13 protein-coding genes and 1 pseudogene are annotated in these 16,574 nt (G+C 71.8%); 5 read left to right on the top strand and 9 right to left on the bottom strand.

Features of this window, described 5'->3' with window-relative positions; translation table 11 throughout:
* The 4 genes and pseudogenes from AB0J10_RS30110 to AB0J10_RS30095 form a co-directional block, all read right to left on the bottom strand.
* Nucleotides 1-186: pseudogene (locus AB0J10_RS30110) on the bottom strand (alkaline phosphatase); the annotation flags it as partial.
* Between the two features lie 282 nt (nucleotides 187-468).
* A complete protein-coding gene (locus tag AB0J10_RS30105; RefSeq protein ID WP_363065969.1) occupies nucleotides 469-1,281 on the bottom strand; it encodes a DsbA family protein in 813 nt (270 codons plus the stop codon).
* A 56-nt stretch (nucleotides 1,282-1,337) separates the two neighbouring features.
* The gene (locus AB0J10_RS30100) at nucleotides 1,338-2,021 is read right to left on the bottom strand and encodes a hypothetical protein (protein ID WP_363065967.1); all 684 of its coding nucleotides are present in this window, start codon (nucleotides 2,019-2,021) and stop codon (nucleotides 1,338-1,340) included.
* 283 nt (nucleotides 2,022-2,304) lie between these two features.
* On the bottom strand, nucleotides 2,305-3,630 hold the full coding sequence (locus AB0J10_RS30095) for a DUF2252 domain-containing protein (RefSeq protein WP_363065965.1): 1,326 nt from the start codon (nucleotides 3,628-3,630) through the stop codon (nucleotides 2,305-2,307).
* Between the two features lie 191 nt (nucleotides 3,631-3,821).
* On the opposite strand from AB0J10_RS30095, the gene dnaE reads away from it, so the two are divergent.
* Entirely contained in the window at nucleotides 3,822-7,361 is a 3,540-nt protein-coding gene (dnaE, locus tag AB0J10_RS30090; RefSeq protein WP_363065963.1) for a DNA polymerase III subunit alpha, read from the top strand.
* Nucleotides 7,362-7,576: 215 nt separating this feature from the next.
* On the opposite strand, the gene AB0J10_RS30085 is transcribed toward dnaE, so the two are convergent.
* Entirely contained in the window at nucleotides 7,577-7,732 is a 156-nt protein-coding gene (locus tag AB0J10_RS30085) for a hypothetical protein (RefSeq protein WP_363065961.1), read from the bottom strand.
* Nucleotides 7,733-7,955: 223 nt separating this feature from the next.
* Between AB0J10_RS30085 and AB0J10_RS30080 the strand changes: the two genes are divergently transcribed.
* From AB0J10_RS30080 to AB0J10_RS30065, 4 genes are read left to right on the top strand one after another with little or no spacing between them, the layout of a single operon-like run.
* Nucleotides 7,956-9,230, top strand: coding sequence for an NYN domain-containing protein (locus AB0J10_RS30080; protein WP_363065959.1), 1,275 nt, complete (start codon nucleotides 7,956-7,958; stop codon nucleotides 9,228-9,230).
* Between the two features lie 37 nt (nucleotides 9,231-9,267).
* Nucleotides 9,268-10,242, top strand: coding sequence for an ABC transporter ATP-binding protein (locus tag AB0J10_RS30075; RefSeq protein WP_363065975.1), 975 nt, complete (start codon nucleotides 9,268-9,270; stop codon nucleotides 10,240-10,242).
* Between the two features lie 55 nt (nucleotides 10,243-10,297).
* The gene (locus AB0J10_RS30070; RefSeq protein ID WP_363065957.1) at nucleotides 10,298-11,134 is read left to right on the top strand and encodes an ABC transporter permease; all 837 of its coding nucleotides are present in this window, start codon (nucleotides 10,298-10,300) and stop codon (nucleotides 11,132-11,134) included.
* 48 nt (nucleotides 11,135-11,182) lie between these two features.
* The gene (locus tag AB0J10_RS30065; protein ID WP_363065955.1) at nucleotides 11,183-11,806 is read left to right on the top strand and encodes an ABC transporter permease; all 624 of its coding nucleotides are present in this window, start codon (nucleotides 11,183-11,185) and stop codon (nucleotides 11,804-11,806) included.
* Between the two features lie 399 nt (nucleotides 11,807-12,205).
* On the opposite strand, the gene ybaK is transcribed toward AB0J10_RS30065, so the two are convergent.
* From ybaK to AB0J10_RS30045, 4 genes are all read right to left on the bottom strand, one after another.
* Nucleotides 12,206-12,703, bottom strand: a complete 498-nt coding sequence (gene ybaK, locus AB0J10_RS30060) for a Cys-tRNA(Pro) deacylase (RefSeq protein WP_363065953.1) — start codon at nucleotides 12,701-12,703, stop codon at nucleotides 12,206-12,208.
* Between the two features lie 34 nt (nucleotides 12,704-12,737).
* Nucleotides 12,738-13,478 carry an LON peptidase substrate-binding domain-containing protein gene (locus AB0J10_RS30055; protein WP_363065951.1) on the bottom strand — a complete coding sequence of 247 codons (741 nt, stop codon included), beginning with the start codon at nucleotides 13,476-13,478 and terminating at the stop codon, nucleotides 12,738-12,740.
* Nucleotides 13,479-13,483: 5 nt separating this feature from the next.
* Entirely contained in the window at nucleotides 13,484-14,560 is a 1,077-nt protein-coding gene (locus AB0J10_RS30050; protein WP_363065949.1) for a hypothetical protein, read from the bottom strand.
* Nucleotides 14,561-14,733: 173 nt separating this feature from the next.
* The gene (locus tag AB0J10_RS30045; RefSeq protein ID WP_363065947.1) at nucleotides 14,734-16,341 is read right to left on the bottom strand and encodes an oxidoreductase; all 1,608 of its coding nucleotides are present in this window, start codon (nucleotides 16,339-16,341) and stop codon (nucleotides 14,734-14,736) included.
* Between the last annotated feature and the right edge of the window lie 233 nt (nucleotides 16,342-16,574).

Raw genomic sequence — 16,574 nt, 5'->3', positions numbered from 1 at the left:
CAGCACGCCGTCGGGGAGCGGGTCGCCCGAGGCGACCCCGTGCAGGAAGGCCGCGCCCTGTTCGGCGGCGGCGGCGGGGGATGCGGCCGCGAGCGTGGGAGCGGCGGCGGCAGTGGCGACAGCGGTGGCGGCAGCGGCCTTGACGACCGAGCGGCGGCTGGGAGTTGAGGTGAGTCTACTGGTCACGGCCGGTCAGACTACTGACCGGTAAGGCGAACTGGCAGGCGAATTCGAGAAAGTTCGCCTGCGCGTTCTCGGCCGTCCGCCCGTCGTTGCCTGACGGCAGATCAGGCAACGACGGGCGGACGGCTGCGCGCGGGCTCCGGTGCACCAGGGCCGGGCCCGTGATGGAGCGGCGTGTTCAAGGCGCCGAGGAGGCGCCGAGGAGGTGCCCGAACGCCGAGCGGGCCGTGTGCCCGGGGAGTTCCCGGGCACACGGCCCGCGTGGGGGGCCGGCTCTGTGAGCCGTCAGCCCTTGAGCGCCTTGTCGACAGCGGCGTTGAACTGCTCGACCGTCATCGGGGCGTTGTCGCTGCCCTCCGCCACGACCTTCTTGCCGTCCATCTTCAGCGTCGGGGTGCCGCTCACCCCGCTGTCGTCGAAGGTCTTCGACATCTTCAGCGCCCAGGAGTCGAAGGTGCCGTTCTCGACGTTCTTCTTGAACGCGGCGTTGTTCTTGAGCGCGTCCACCGAGTCGGCGACCTCCAGCAGGTACGCGTCCTCGGCGAACTTGTCCTCGCTCTCCTGGGGGTGGAACTTCGCGGAGTAGAGAGCCGCCTTGTACTCCATGAAGGCCTCGGGGCTGACGTCGAGCGCCGCGCCGAGGGCGGAGAGGGCGTTCTTGGAGCCCTCGCCGTTGTCGCTGTTGTCGATGAACGTGGCGCCGACGTACTTCAGCCTGTACTTGCCCGCGTCGACGTCCGTCTTCACGGTCTCGCCCACCGCCTGCTCGAACGTCGCGCAGACCGGGCAGCGCGAGTCCTCGTACACCTCGAGGGTCTTCTTCGCGGCCGGCTTGCCGATGACGACGGTGGTGCCGTTCTCGCCCTCGGTGTTCTTGGGCTTGACGACCTTCGCGTCCTTCGCCGCCTCCCAGGCCGAGGGCTTGTTGGCCTGCATGACGGCGTAGCCGATGCCGCCCGCGGCCGCCAGGACCGCGACGGTCGAGACGGCGACGACGATCTGCCGCCTGATCTTGTCCTTCTTCGCCTGGCGTTCGCGCTCCAGACGCAGACGCTCGCGGGCGGCGGCCTTGTTGGCGCGGCTGTTGCGTGCACTCATGATCGTTTTCTCCGTGGGGAAGGTGTGAAAGGGGTCGGTCGGGGACGTGCCGGGGCTCAGGCGTGGGCCGGAGCGGGCAGGGGTGGTCCCCTCCGTCGCACGGAGTGCACGAAGTGGCGGGTACGGGCGAGGGCCGGGCGGGCCGCCGTCCGCGCCGCGGGGCGGGCGGGGGCGGAGCGGCGGTGCACGACGGCGACGGCGGTCAGCAGCGGCCGGAACGCCGCCAGGGCCGCCGTGCGGAGCAGACCCGCGAGCGCCGACTCGCCGTGGCGCAGCCAGGCCGCGGCGAGCAGTCCGACCGTGACGTGGGCCGCCAGCAGCAGCCAGGGCACATACGGATCGGGGGAGTCGACCAGCGCTGCGAGCCGGCCGTCGGCCGCCGCCACGCCGGGCAGCTGCGCCCCGGCGGCGCCGCCGCAGAGCACGTCCACGCCGACCGCGCGGAGCGACCCCGCGACGGGCCCGCCCGCGGCGCCGTAACAGACGTGCTGTCCAGCGGTGAAGACCGTGTCCGCGGCCAGTTCCAGGGGGACCAGTGCGGCCGCGATCGGCCCGTACCCCCGCTCCCGGCCGGCCAGGGCATACGTGACCAGGAACACTCCGCCGGCGACCGCAGCGACGGTCGTCAACGGCAGCGGCGCCTGGGAGAGCAGCACATGGGAGGCCACGGACAGCGTCACGACGAGTGCCGTGAAAACCGCCGCCCGCAGCCCCCTGAGCCGGGTCTCGCCTATGTGCACGGGGCTCCTGACTGGTGTACGTCCGCACTGCCGGCCCGGGGGACCGCCCTCGGGGAGGAATCCGGCATCGTCTGGAGTGTGCCATGCCGTTCGGTAAGGGGCTGCTAAGGATCCGGCCCCTCGCCCCGCGGAGCCCGTCCGGGACGGGCGCTCGCGGTCGGCGTCCGTGCCTGCCGGGCGGCCGTCCCTCGGCCGCCGTTCGCCCCGTCCGGGACGGCCCTCCGAGGCCGCCGTCCCGACGGGCCGGACCGTCCCCGGGCCCGGCCCGCGGGTGACCGGCCGGCTACAGCCCGGGGATCCGGCCGTTGCGGAACAGGTCCAGGAAGATCTGGTGGTCGGCGCGGGCCCGGGCGCCGTAGTCGTGCGCGAAGTCCACCAGCAGGTCCCCGAAGCCGTCCTCGTCCGCCGCGATCGCCGCGTCGATGGCCCGCTCCGTCGAGAACGGCACCAGCGAGTGGCCGCTCTCGTCGTCCGCGGCCGCGTGCATGGTCGCCGTGGCCCGGCCGAGGTCGGCGACCACCGCCGCGATCTCCTCCGGGTCGTCGATGTCCGACCAGTCCAGGTCGACCGCGTACGGGGAGACCTCGGCGACCAGCTGACCCGTGTTGTCGAGCTCCGTCCACCCCAGCCAGGGGTCCGCGTGGGCCTGCAGGGCGCGCTGCGAGATCACCGTGCGGTGCCCCTCGTGCCGGAAGTAGCTCCGCACCCGCTCGTCCGTGACGTGCCGGGACACCGCCGGGGTCTGCGCCTGCTTCATGTAGATCACGACGTCGTTCTCGAGGGCGTCGCTGTTGCCCTCCAGCAGGATGTTGTACGAGGGCAGACCGGCGGAGCCGATACCGATGCCGCGCCGCCCGACCACGTCCTTCACCCGGTACGAGTCGGGCCGGGCGAGGCTGGATTCGGGCAGGGTCTCCAGATAGCCGTCGAAGGCCGCCAGCACCTTGTACCGGGTGGCCGCGTCCAGCTCGATCGCCCCGCCGCCCCCCGTGAAACGGCGCTCGAAGTCGCGGATCTCGGTCATCGAGTCCAGCAGCCCGAAGCGGGTCAGCGAGCGCGCGCTGCGCAGCGCCTCCAGCAGCGCGCCGTCCGCCGTGTCCAGGGTGAAGGGCGGCACCTCGTCGTTCTTCGCGCCGGTCGCCAGGGCGTGGACGCGCTCGCGGTAGGCGGCGGCGAAGATCCGCACCAGCTCGGTGATCTGCTCGTCACCGAGGGCCTTCGTGTAGCCGATCAGTGCCAGCGAGGCGGAGAGCCGCTTCAGGTCCCAGGTGAAGGGGCCAACGTACGCCTCGTCGAAGTCGTTGACGTTGAAGATCAGCCGGCCGTTGGAGTCCATGTAGGTGCCGAAGTTCTCGGCGTGGAGGTCGCCGTGGATCCACACCCGGCTGGTCCGCTCGTCCAGGTACGGACCGGAGTGCTGTTCGCGCTCCAGGTCGGCGTAGAACAGGCTCGCCGAGCCCCGGTAGAAGGCGAAGGCCGAGGCCGCCATCTTGCGGAACTTCACCCGGAACGCGGCCGGGTCGGCGGCCAGGAGCTCGCCGAAGGCGGTGCCGAACACGGAGAGGATCTCCTCACCGCGCTCGCCGGCCGGGGGCTGGTGGACCGACATCGCTGGGTGCCTCCTGGTGCATGTCGTGAGGGACGGGTGTTCCGCCCCGCTCAACGCACGACGGTAGTGCGGAGTGCCCGGCGCGCCCACCTGCGACTCCCCGCCGGGTCGTGGTGCCCGGCCCCCTTCTGTCGGTGCGGAGGCATAGACTTCCACGCTGTCCACCCAGACCGTCCTGGAGGCCTCCCGCCGTGACCAAGCCGCCCTTCACGCACCTTCACGTCCACACCCAGTACTCGCTGCTGGACGGTGCCGCGCGGCTCAAGGACATGTTCAACGCCTGCAACGAGATGGGCATGACGCACATCGCCATGAGCGACCACGGCAACCTCCACGGCGCGTACGACTTCTTCCACTCCGCGCAGAAGGCCGGAGTCACCCCGATCATCGGGATCGAGGCCTATGTCGCGCCGGAGTCACGGCGGAACAAGCGGAAGATCCTCTGGGGCCAGCCGCACCAGAAGCGGGACGACGTCTCCGGTTCCGGCGGTTACACCCACAAGACCATCTGGGCGGCGAACGCGACGGGCCTGCACAACCTCTTCCGTCTCTCCTCGGACGCGTACGCCGAGGGCTGGCTCCAGAAGTGGCCCCGGATGGACAAGGAGACGATCTCCAAGTGGTCCGAGGGCCTGATCGCCTCCACCGGCTGCCCCTCGGGCGAGCTCCAGACCCGGCTGCGTCTCGGCCAGTTCGACGAGGCCCTGAAGTCGGCGTCCGAGTACCAGGACATCTTCGGCAAGGACCGGTACTTCCTGGAGCTGATGGACCACGGCATCGAGATCGAGCGCCGCGTCCGCGACGGGCTGCTGGAGATCGGCAGGAAGCTCGGCATCCCGCCGCTGGTCACCAACGACTCGCACTACACGTACTCCCACGAGGCCGGCGCCCACGACGCGCTGCTGTGCATCCAGACCGGAAAGAACCTCTCAGACCCCGACCGCTTCAAGTTCGACGGCACCGGCTACTACCTGAAGTCCACCGACGAGATGTACGCGATCGACTCGTCGGACGCCTGGCAGGAGGGCTGCCGAAACACGCTGCTGGTCGCCGAGCAGGTCGACACGACCGGGATGTTCGAGAAGCGCGACCTGATGCCGAAGTTCGACATCCCCGAGGGGCACACGGAGGTCTCCTGGTTCCGCGAGGAGACCATGCGCGGCATGCACCGGCGTTTCCCCGACGGCATCCCGGACGACCGCATGAAGCAGGTCGAGTACGAGATGGACACGATCATCTCGATGGGCTTCCCGGGCTACTTCCTCGTCGTCGCCGACTTCATCATGTGGGCGAAGAAGCAGGGCATCGCGGTCGGCCCCGGCCGGGGCTCCGCGGCCGGCTCCATCGTCGCGTACGCCATGGGCATCACCGACCTCGACCCCATCCCGCACGGACTGATCTTCGAGCGATTCCTCAACCCCGAGCGCGTCTCGATGCCCGACGTCGACATCGACTTCGACGAGCGCAGGCGCGTCGAGGTGATCAGGTACGTGACCGAGAAGTACGGCGCGGACAAGGTCGCCATGATCGGCACCTACGGCACCATCAAGGCCAAGAACGCCATCAAGGACTCCGCCCGCGTGCTCGGCTACCCGTACGCGATGGGCGACCGGCTCACCAAGGCCATGCCCGCCGACGTCCTCGGCAAGGGCATCCCGCTCTCCGGCATCCTCGACCCGCAGCACCCGCGCTACAGCGAGGCCGGCGAGATCCGCGGGATGTACGAGAACGAGCCCGACGTGAAGAAGGTCATCGACACCGCCCGCGGTGTGGAGGGCCTGGTCCGGCAGATGGGTGTGCACGCAGCCGGCGTGATCATGTCCAGTGAGACCATTACCGACCATGTCCCGGTGTGGGTGAGGCACACCGACGGCGTGACCATCACCCAGTGGGACTACCCGAGCTGTGAGTCGCTCGGCCTGCTGAAGATGGACTTCCTGGGCCTGCGCAACCTCACGATCATGGACGACGCCGTCAAGATGGTGAAGGCCAACAAGGGGATCGACATCGATCTCCTGAGCCTGCCGCTGGACGACCCCACGACGTTCGAGCTGCTCCAGCGCGGCGACACCCTCGGCGTGTTCCAGTTCGACGGCGGCCCCATGCGCTCGCTGCTGCGGCTGATGAAGCCCGACAACTTCGAGGACATCTCCGCCGTGTCGGCCCTCTACCGGCCGGGCCCGATGGGCATGAACTCGCACACGAACTACGCCCTCCGCAAGAACGGCCAGCAGGAGATCACCCCGATCCACCCTGAGCTGGAGGAGCCGCTCAAGGAGGTCCTGGACGTCACCTACGGCCTGATCGTCTACCAGGAGCAGGTGCAGAAGGCCGCCCAGATCATCGCCGGCTACTCGCTCGGCGAGGCCGACATCCTCCGCCGTGTCATGGGCAAGAAGAAGCCCGAGGAACTGGCGAAGAACTTCGTCCTCTTCCAGGAGGGCGCCCGGAAGAAGGACTACAGCGACGAGGCCATCCAGGCGCTGTGGGACGTGCTGGTCCCCTTCGCCGGATACGCCTTCAACAAGGCGCACTCCGCCGCCTACGGCCTCGTCTCGTACTGGACGGCCTACCTCAAGGCCAACCACCCGGCCGAGTACATGGCGGCGCTGCTCACCTCGGTCAAGGACGACAAGGACAAGTCCGCCGTCTATCTGAACGAGTGCCGCCGCATGGGCATCAAGGTCCTGCCGCCCAACGTCAACGAGTCGGAGCCGAACTTCGCGGCCCAGGGCGACGACGTGATCCTCTTCGGCCTCACGGCCGTCCGGAACGTCGGGCAGAACGTCGTGGACTCGATCATCAAGTGCCGCAAGGCCAAGGGGAAGTACGCGACGTTCCCCGACTTCCTGGACAAGGTCGAGGCGGTCGTCTGCAACAAGCGGACCATCGAGTCGCTGATCAAGGCCGGTGCCTTCGACGAGATGGGCCACACCCGCAAGGGCCTGGTCGCCCAGCACGAACCGATGATCGACAACGTGGTGGCGGTCAAGCGCAAGGAGGCCGAGGGCCAGTTCGACCTCTTCGGAGGCATGGGCGACGAGACGAGCGGTGAGCCGGGCTTCGGTCTCGACGTCGAGTTCTCCGACGTGGAGTGGGAGAAGTCGTACCTGCTCGCCCAGGAGCGCGAGATGCTCGGCCTGTACGTCTCCGACCACCCGCTCTTCGGCATCGAGCACGTGCTGAGCGACAAGACCGACGCGGCCATCGCGCAGCTCACCGGTGGGGAGCACTCCGACGGCGCCGTCGTCACCATCGGCGGCATCATCTCTGGTCTGCAGCGGAAGATGACCAAGCAGGGCAACGCCTGGGCCATCGCCACCGTGGAGGACCTGGCCGGCTCGATCGAGTGCATGTTCTTCCCGGCGACGTACCAGCTGGTGTCCACCCAGCTGGTCGAGGACACCGTGGTCTTCGTGAAGGGTCGGCTCGACAAGCGCGAGGACGTCCCGCGGCTGGTCGCGATGGAGCTGATGGTCCCCGACCTGTCCTCGGCGGGCACCAACGCGCCCGTGGTGATCACCATTCCGACGGTGAAGGTCACCCCGCCCATGATCAGCCGGCTCGGTGAGATCCTGGGCCACCACAAGGGCAACACGGAGGTCCGGATCAAGCTCCAGGGCGCCCGCAAGACCACGGTGCTGCGCCTCGACCGGCACCGGGTCCAGCCCGATCCCGCGCTGTTCGGCGATCTGAAGGTGCTGCTCGGCCCGTCCTGCCTGGCGGGCTGAGGGCGGCCGCCGTCGCGCGATGCCCGGGCCGCCCTGACGGCCGCGGCCCGGCAACGCGCGGGATCCGGCCCGACGGGCGGGAGGACACCGGCAGCGCACGGGGAGCGACACAGGCGAAGGGCGCGCCCGACGGCCGGGCGCGCCCCTCGTACATACGTCACACAGGGAACTCGTGCATACGTCACACAGGGAAACCGTATGCCGGGCCTGACGCGTCAGTTGTGGCCGAAGCGCTTCTGCCGGCCCTTGTGGGCCACGCTCGTCGCGATCGGCACGTCCGCCTGTGCCTCGGGGGTACGGGCCTCCTGGCCACTGCGCTCGCCGGCGGAGCCGCTCTGGACCTTGCGTTCTCGGTTCTTGTTCTTGGCCATGGTGATGCCTCCCGTGGGATGTAGGGGCCAGGGCCGTCCTCAGCCTCACATAGCCGAACACTCTCCGCATTTCAGATGATTGCGGTGAGTAACGAGCGGCTGTTACGGTGCGGCTTCGCTCCCCGCCACGCCGATGATCGAGTTCCAGCGGTCAACCCTGCGACGTTCGGGCAGACTCGAAGGAAACCCGAAGCAACTCCGATCCCGAGGTTCCCGAAAGAGGGTGGAACGCGTGGACCGCTGCGTCGTCCTGGTGGACGCCGGCTATCTGCTGGGAGCCGCCGCGAGCCTCCTCGCCGGGGAACCCGCCCGCTCCCGCATCACCGTCGACCACGCCGCCCTCATCCAGGCACTGCGCGAGCGCGCGGAGGCCGACACCGAGCGCCCACTACTGCGCATCTACTGGTTCGACGGCGCCCCCGACCGGGTTCCCCAGCCCGAGCACCGCCGCCTCCGGGTCATGCCCCGGGTCACCGTCCGGCTGGGTGCGCTCACCCGCAGTGACGGCCGCTGGGCGCAGAAGGGCGTCGACGCCGCCATGCACGCGGAGCTCACGGAACTCGCGAGGAACCGGGCCTGTTCGGACGTGGTGCTGGTGACCGGGGACGGTGATCTGCTCCCCGGACTGATGTCCGCCAAGGAACACGGCGTCGCCGTTCATCTCTGGGCCGTCCAGGCCGCCGACGGCGACTACAACCAGTCGGAGGACCTGGTCGCCGAGGCCGACGAGCGCCGCGTCCTCGACCGCGCCTGGATCACCCGGGCGGTGCGCGCCAGGGAACTCACCGGCGTCTGCGCCCCACCGCCCGCGCCCCGGCCAGAGATCGCGGCCATCCTCTCCGCCCCGCTGCCCGAGTCGGCGCCGTCCGCCGCGGAACGCTCGGAGGAGACCGCGACCCCGGCGGCGGGCGGCAACGGCGCGGCGCCCCCGGCCCCGTCGGCCTCGGGCGGCACGGGGAACGGAGTGGCCGAGCCCGCCGCCCACCACCACACGAAGGGCGTTCCCACCCCCAAGGACCTGGCGGTCCTGCGCGCCCCGTCCGGTCAGGCCGAACGTCATCCGGCCGCCGGGGCGACCCTGCGCTGGTCCTCCGACAGGGGCTGGATCGAGCGCCCGGGCGCAGGTGCGCCCGCCGAGTCCCCGGAGGCGGCGTCCCTGCCCACGCTGGCCCAGCTCACCAGCGCCGAGCAGCGCTGGGCGGACCGCGAGGAGGACATCACCACCGTCGGCGGTGACCCCTTCGAGGTGGGGCAGGTCTTCGCCCGGCGATGGATGGAGCGGCTGCCGGACCCTGCGCACGTGGAGAAGCTGTCCGGCATGTACCCGCGCGTCCCGCACCGTATCGACGGCGAACTGCTCCGGTACGCGGCCCGGTTCGGGCTGCTCGCGCACAAGGACGACCAGATCGACGAGCACGACCGCTACGCCATCAGGGCCGGATTCTGGCGGGAGATCGATGTCCGAGCGGCCACGGAACGCGCCCCGGCCGGGGACTAGGCCGGGCGACCCCTTAGGCTCGTCCCTCGTGAGTACGGTGTGCGCGGTGCGGGATCTGGTCAAGACGTACCCCGCCGCGCGTGCCCGGCGGGGGGTTCCCGCGACCCCCGAGGTGCGGGCGAACGACGGGATCGGCCTCGACGTGGGACGCGGGGAGATCTTCGGACTGCTCGGCCCCAACGGCGCCGGCAAGTCGACCCTCGTCCGGCAGCTGACCGGGCTGATGCGCCCGGACTCCGGCACCGTCGAGGTGCTCGGTCACGATCTCGTACGCCACCCCGAGAGGGCGGCGCGGCTCATCGGCTACCTCGGCCAGGAGTCCACCGCCCTCGACGAGCTGACCGTCGCCCTCGCTGCCGAGACCACCGGACGGCTGCGCGGCCTCGGGGCGCGGCAGGCGCGTGCCGAACGCGACACCGTCCTGGAGGAGCTGGGCCTGACCGGCCTCGCGGGGCGGCCCCTGAAGAAGCTCTCCGGTGGGCAGCGGCGGCTCGCCTGCTTCGCCGCCACTCTGGTGGGGGAGCGTCCGGTACTGGTGCTGGACGAGCCCACCACCGGGATGGACCCGGTCGCGCGGCGGGCGGTCTGGGCCGCGGTCGACCGCCGGCGAGCCGAGCACGAGGTGACCGTCCTCCTCGTCACCCACAACGTCATCGAGGCGGAGACCGTCCTCGACCGGGTCGCCGTGCTGGAGCGGGGCCGGGTGATCGCCTGCGACACGCCCGCCGGGCTCAAGGAGCGCGTCGCCGGAGAGGTCCGGGTGGAACTCGTCTGGCGCGAGCGGGCTCCGCTCGACGTGCCCGAGGTCGCCGCGCTCCGTCCGTCCGCCCAGGAGTCCGGGCGTCGCTGGGTCCTCCGGCTCGCCCCGGACGAGGCCCGGGCGGCCGTGGCCGCCGTGACCGGCGGCGAGGCGTTCTCGGCCCTCGACGACTTCACCCTGGCCACGCCGAGCCTGGAGGACGTGTACCTCGCGCTCGGCGGCCATGCGACGAAGGGGCTGGTGAAGGCGTGAGACGTGAACCGTCGCCCGCCCCGACGTCGTCCGTACCGAACAGGAGCAGCGCCAGGTGAGCATCGTGCCTGCGGAGGCCGTGTCCGCGCGTGTACGGGGGGCGTACGGCGCCCGGTCCGGGGACGGAGGGGGCGGCGCCGCGCCGCTCGCCCCGCGCGCCCGGCTGCTGCCGGCGCTCGCGGCGGTGTACCGGGCCCAGCTGTCCCGGGCCCGCGTCGCGCGGATACCGCTTCTGTTCGTCGCCACGTTCCAGTCCGTCGGGATCATGGTGCTGATGCGCGGGGTGGTCGACGGCGGGGCGGAGGCGCGGGCCGTGGTCGCCGGGTCGTCCGTCCTGGTCGTGGCCTTCGTCGCGCTCAATCTGCTGGCCCAGTACTTCGGCCAGCTTCGCGCTTCCGGCGGTCTGGACCACTATGCGACGCTGCCGGTGCCCCCGGCTGCGGTGGTGCTCGGGGCGGCGGGAGCCTACGCCTCGTTCACCGTGCCGGGAACGGTCGTGACGGCGGTCGCGGGCTCGGTGCTGTTCGGGTTGCCGCTCACCCATCTGTGGGTACTGGCGGCGGTGATCCCGCTCGCGGGCGCCGCGCTGGCCGGGCTGGGCGCGGCGCTCGGGTTGCTCGCGCCACGCCAGGAACTGGCGACGCTCCTCGGGCAGCTGGGCATGTCGGCGGCCCTGTTGCTGGGGGTGCTCCCGGCGGGGCGGCTGCCCGGGCCCATCGCGTTCGCTCGGGATCTGCTGCCGTCCACGTACGGAGTCGAAGCTCTCGCTCGCTCGTTCGACACCCGCCCGCACTGGCCGGCGGTCGCGCTGGACCTCGCGGTCTGTGCGGCCGTGGGCGTGGTCTCGCTGGCCGTCGCGACCTGGGCCTACCGCCGGGCCGCGGTCCGCTGAGCCGCGGCCGGTGAGGCGGGCCCCAGGGACGTTTGGCACGATGTCAGGGTGACAGCACCCCTGACGCCGCCCCACCGGCCCGCCCCGCACGACCCGTCCTGGAACCACCCGAACCCCGCCCCGCACCCGGACGGAGAAGGGCTGGAGATGAGGAGCGAACTGCGCCGGGCGGCGGTCGTCCTGGTGGCCGTGACGCTCGCCGGGATCGTGCTCGGTCTGCTGTGGCTGTGGCTGGCTCCGAAGGTGCCGCTGGTCTCGACCGACAAGGCGGTCTTCTTCGCGGACACCGAGGGCGAGGAGGCGGCGGGCGCGGACGGTACGTTCGTCCTGCTGGCGCTCGGTTTCGGTGTGCTCAGCGCAGCGGTCGCCTTCTGGTTCAACCGCCGCGGGGGCATCGCGGTCGTCGCCGCGCTCGCCCTCGGCGGCATCCTCGCGTCCGCTCTCGCCTGGGGCACCGGCTATCTGCTCGGACCCGAGCAGGACGTCGTCGCCCACGCCCGCGCGGTCGGCCAGGGCGTCGTCTTCGACGCGCCGCTCCACCTCCGCGCGAAGGGCGCGCTGCTGGCCTGGCCCATCGCGGCGATGGTCGTGCATCTCGCCCTCACGGCCCTCTTCGCCCCGCGCGACCCCGAGCCGGAGTGGCCCCCGCCGGGCCCGGAACACCAGCGCTGAGCCTCCCAGGAGCGCAGGGACGGGCCGCCCGGCCGCCTGCCCCGCCGGCGAGCGGCGGCTCGGGACGCCCGCCGACCGCTCACGGCGGTGGCGAGTGTCACCGCACCGCCGTCGCCGCCCCGGGGCACCGCCCGTCGCCGCCCCGGGCCCGGAAGGTGCGGGACGGCGACGGTCACTCGTCAGGCCGGCCGGCGGCCGTGGTTCGCCCGGCGCTTCCTCAGCCGCCACTTCCGCTTGCGCGTGCGCTTGGACACAGCACCCCCTCGGGTCGGTACGTCCTTCGTTCGTAGCGAAGGACGCGCAGGCCGTCGAGGGGGCGTGCGGGGCGTGGACGCTGCACGCGGAGGCGCTGAGCGGGGTCCGCGCAGCGGGAGGCCGCGGGCGGTGCGCCCGGGGACGCTAGACGCGCCCGATCGGTGCCAGGACGGCGCCCGTCAGCGAGGCCAGGTCGGCGGGGGACAGCTCCACCTCGAGCCCGCGCCGGCCCGCCGAGACGCAGATCGTCGGGTGCGCGGAGGCGGAGACGTCCAGCACCGTGCGCAGACGCTTGCGCTGGCCCAGCGGGGAGATGCCGCCCCGGACGTAGCCGGTGGTGCGCTCCGCCGCCACCGGGTCGGCCATCGAGGCGCGCTTGCCGCCGACCGCCGTGGCCAGCGCCTTGAGGTCCAGTTGCCCGGCGACCGGCACGACGGCGACCGTCAGCTCGCCGTCCACGTCTGCGACGAGTGTCTTGAAGACCCGCTCCGGCGCCACGCCCAGTGCCTGCGCCGCCTCCTCCCCGTACGACGGGGACGCCGGGTCGTGCTCGTACGCGTGCACGGTGAACGCCGTGCCCGCGGCCGTCAGCGCCACCGTCGCCGGCGTGCCGCCCTGCTGCTTCCTGGCCTTCCTCGCCACGGTCCTGCTACTCCCTCGCCCCGGTCGGTCCGGCTCAGTTCGGGCTCGTCGGCGAGCGGGTCAGATCGACCGCGGGCAACGACGGCAGATGACGTATCACCGCGGTCTCGGACCGCAGCAGCTTCAGTTCCTCGCGCAGCCGGGTCGCCGTGTCCGGAGCCTGCAGCAGCTTCTGCTTCGACGGCGTGTCGAGCACGGCGGCGGCGGCGACCAGGTACGAGACCACCGACGGCTCGTCCGGAAGCTCCGAGGCCGTCGACAGTGAGCGCTCCCGGGCCCCGGCCAGCCGCTTCTGGTAGTTGCGGAAGGCCCGCAGCACGCCTTCGGCCAGCGTGCCCGCGCCCTCCCCCGACTCCTCCGGGATCTCCTCGAGTTCGGCCGTCAGGAACGGGCCGCTCGCGTCGACCGAGAGCAGTTTGACCCGGGTCGTGCCGGTGGCCAGCACCTCGAAGCTGCCGTCGGCGCGTTCCCGGATCGTCGCGGCGTCCGCGATGCAGCCGACGCGATGGAACGCCTGGATCGGGTCCGGGCCGAAGCCCGCGGCGGGGCCCTTCTCGGGCCGGGCGGTCTGGTCGGGCATCCCGGGCGCGGTCGGAGCGACCTCGCGGCCGTCGCGGATGGCGACCACGGCGAACCGGCGCGGCTCGGACTCGTCGGTCTTCGACAGCTCGCGCATCATGGCGCGATAGCGCTCCTCGAAGACGTTCAGCGGCAGCACGAGGCCGGGGAAAAGCACCGCGTTGAGCGGAAAGAGGGGCAGGCGAGCGGTGGTCACAGCGGTCAAGCGTAGTGGTCGCCGGGCACGGCGCGTCCGGCCGCCCGTCCCTGGCCGGCAACGGCCGTGCCTGCGGAGCGGATCCGCCGCCCGCGGCGGATCGGAGTCGAGGACGCCACCTCGATGCGGACCCCGTCCCGCGCCTCCAGGAACTGGCCCAGCGGGTCGTCCGTCAGCTGGTTCCACGGGAACGACGTGGCGTACGGGCCGATCGCGCGGAACTGCTCCAGCGCCTCGTTCCAGCGGCCCCGCGCGATCAGCACGTACACGAGGAGGTTGCGGACCTCGGCGGGCCAGTGATCGCCGTGCCGGTACCGGGCGGACAGGTCCGCCGCCCGGTCGGCGGCCGCGTCGATCCGGTCCGCCTGTACGGCCGTGACGGCTCCCGCGAGCAGCAGCGTCAGGGCGGCGCGCACCGGCAGGGCCTGTAGCAGGGAGCCGGGCAGGGCGTCCTCGGCCGCACGCTCGGCGAAGTCGAAGCACTCACGGTGCGAGCCGTGCCAGACCGCCGAGAGGTAGCGGAGCGCGGCGACATGGCAGCCGTAGTGGTGCGGGGAACGGCGCACCGCCTGTTCCCACAGCGCCTCGAAGGCGGTGTGGGTGGAGTGCGTGCCACGGGCGTGGTCCAGGGCGAGCCGCCAGGGCACGGGGTCGTGCGGATCGGCCTCGGCCGCGGCGTGGACGAGCGGGCCGACCTCGCGCAGCCGCTCGACGCTCGCGGGCGACCCCCAGGCCCTGCGGACTTCGAGCTCGGCCTTCACGAGCAGGGCGTCGGGGTCGCGGGGCGAGGCGGCGAGCCAGCCGGCGAGCCAGTCGGGCCTGCTGTACGCGAACGCCGCGAGCCGTACGACGTAGCGGTCGCGGTTCTCCCACTCGGCCGCTCCCCGGGTGGTGGCGAGCAGCTTCGAGGCCGGTTCGTGATCGCCGAGCGCGGCGGCCACGAGCGCGGGCCCGAGCTCTCCGTCCGGGGCGTCGAGCAGTACCGCATCGTCCGGGGGCAGACCGTCGGCGAGCCGCGGGGTGTGCCGGACCATGCGGGCGGTGCTGATCAGGGCGCGCAGCAGAGACATGGTGCGGACCATTGAAAGCTGCAGGTCGGGGTCGCACCAGAGGGCATCTGTGAAGTTTTGGTAGGAGGTGGAATGGTTGTCCTTACTCGGGTCAAGAAAACGCAAAGGAGCGCGCATTCGCGGCGTATGGGGGGCGCTCGACGCGCTCCGGGGAGCGCCCCGCGTGCCCCGGTGGCCGGCCCCGCTCAGCTGCGTCTCAGCAGCCGGGAGGCACCCGCAGCCACCGTCGTCGCGAGTATCCAGCCCAGCAGCACCAGCGCCGCGGCGACCCACTGCCAGTGGCCCTCCAGCCGCCAGTAGCCGTCCTGACCGAGGTTGATCACCGGCAGGAGCAGATCGAGGGCGTAGAGCGAGGGGTTCCACTCGGGATGCTCGCCCGGCTTCATCGCGTCGGGGGCGTAGCGGGAGAACGCCACCGCGCCGGCTGCCCAGAGCACCGCCATCCACAGTGCCGCGCGGCCCGGACGGTAGCCGTACGCCACCGTCCAGTCCTGGACGTAGCCCCAGAGCTTCGCGGCGAGCGGCAGCGTCTCGCGGCGGCGGCGCTGCTTGGCGAGGAGCACCTCGCGGGCGTCCGCGTCCTCCCCGCTGTTGCGCAGCACGGTCGCCAGCCGTTCGTAGGGCTCCGGCTGGTACTCGGGAGTGGCCGCGGCGACCCACTCCAGCCGTCGCGAGAGCGGGAAGCGGCTGTAGGGCACGAGGTTCTCGTAGACGAACCCGCCCATCGCCAGCCCGCCCGGCCCCGGCCAGCTCGTCGAGTGGTCGATGAGCGTGACGACCTTCGCGCCGTTCAGCACCACGCGCCCCTGTTCCGGCCGCTCCCCGTTGAAGCGCAGCTCCGGGGTGACGATCCGGCGCAGCGACAGCTCCTCCCGGCGCGCGCCCGACAGCACGAACCGGGCGTGGTGGAGGTCGACGGCGTCACCGAAGCGGCCGTCGTCCAGCCGCACGCCGCCATGGCACTCGAAAGGCCGCTCCCGCGCTCCCGCCCGGCGGCCCGGGGCGTCGAAGGAGAGGCCGAACGGGGGAGTGGCGCCCTGGTCGCCCGCACAGTCCACCCACGCCCTGGTCAGGTACAGCGTGCGCTCCACCGTCAGCTGGGGGGCGTTCAGCGCGCGCCTGCCCTCGGCCGCCCGCAGCCGGCTTCCGCGCAGGCTCAGCGACACGCCGACCTTGGCACCGCGCAGACTGACCTCCCCGTACGTCTCGATCAGCTCGGCCTGCAGATCCTGCCCCACGGACAGGCCGTCCGCGGCGATGGCCCTCCCGTGCCGGTCCGGCCGCACCCGGATCTGGTTGATCAGCAGGTCGGTGCCTATCTGCGCGTCCGTGAGCCGTATCCCCTGCTCGACGCGGCAGCGCGGAAGATGCAGATCGCCCTCGGTGTGCAGCCGGGCGGCCTCCAGCCGGGGCATCGCGCACCCCACCAGCCGCAGCGTGGTGAACCGCGACTCCGGCAGCGTCAGCTCGCTCTCGAAACGGCACCCGGTCAGCTCGACGTAGGGGGCGATGGTGCCGCCCGCGAGCGTGAGCCTCCCCGTCACGTACGCGCCCAGCAGCTTCAGCGCACAGACCCGCCCCGGACGCGCCGGTGGGCCGCTGAGCAGCAGCAGCGCGATCACATCGGCGCGCACGCTCCGCCCGGGGCCCCACTCCAGTTCGGAGAAGGGGTCGTTCAGCAGCGGATTGCCGTCGCGAAGATCGCACGTCATTCCGTACTCGAACGAGGTCCACATCGTGCGCTCGGCCGTGGTGAGATCGTTGGGCATGTCGACGCCCTGCGGCTCGGTCAATGCCGCTCCCTCGCTTTCCCCCGGTCCGCCTACCCGGTGTCGTACTGCCGTTCTTCCCTCTGGGTAACGCACTGAACACGAGTGGTCATGACCGACATCAGTGCCGTGCGGGGCGGACCGGCCCGCACGGGGCCCCCGGGTCCCACGGGGAGGACGCCGTTCACGTCCCGTGACCGTCTGACGGGTGGGCGTGTATCAGCCAGTGATACGGAGGGCCGGTACGCGGATCCCGT

Origin of the sequence: Streptomyces sp. NPDC049887 (genome assembly GCF_040656535.1) — a bacterium.
Lineage (GTDB): Bacteria > Actinomycetota > Actinomycetes > Streptomycetales > Streptomycetaceae > Streptomyces.
Note: the sequence above shows the minus strand (reverse complement) of the source record. Positions and strands in the feature narration are given on the sequence as shown.

Coding starts and splice junctions, on each gene's coding strand:
- AB0J10_RS30105 (WP_363065969.1), bottom strand. CDS start 1,281: ATGAGTGCACGCAACAGCCGCGCCAACAAGGCCGCCGCCCGCGAGCGT.
- AB0J10_RS30095 (WP_363065965.1), bottom strand. CDS start 3,630: ATGTCGGTCCACCAGCCCCCGGCCGGCGAGCGCGGTGAGGAGATCCTC.
- AB0J10_RS30085 (WP_363065961.1), bottom strand. CDS start 7,732: ATGGCCAAGAACAAGAACCGAGAACGCAAGGTCCAGAGCGGCTCCGCC.
- AB0J10_RS30050 (WP_363065949.1), bottom strand. CDS start 14,560: ATGGTCCGCACCATGTCTCTGCTGCGCGCCCTGATCAGCACCGCCCGC.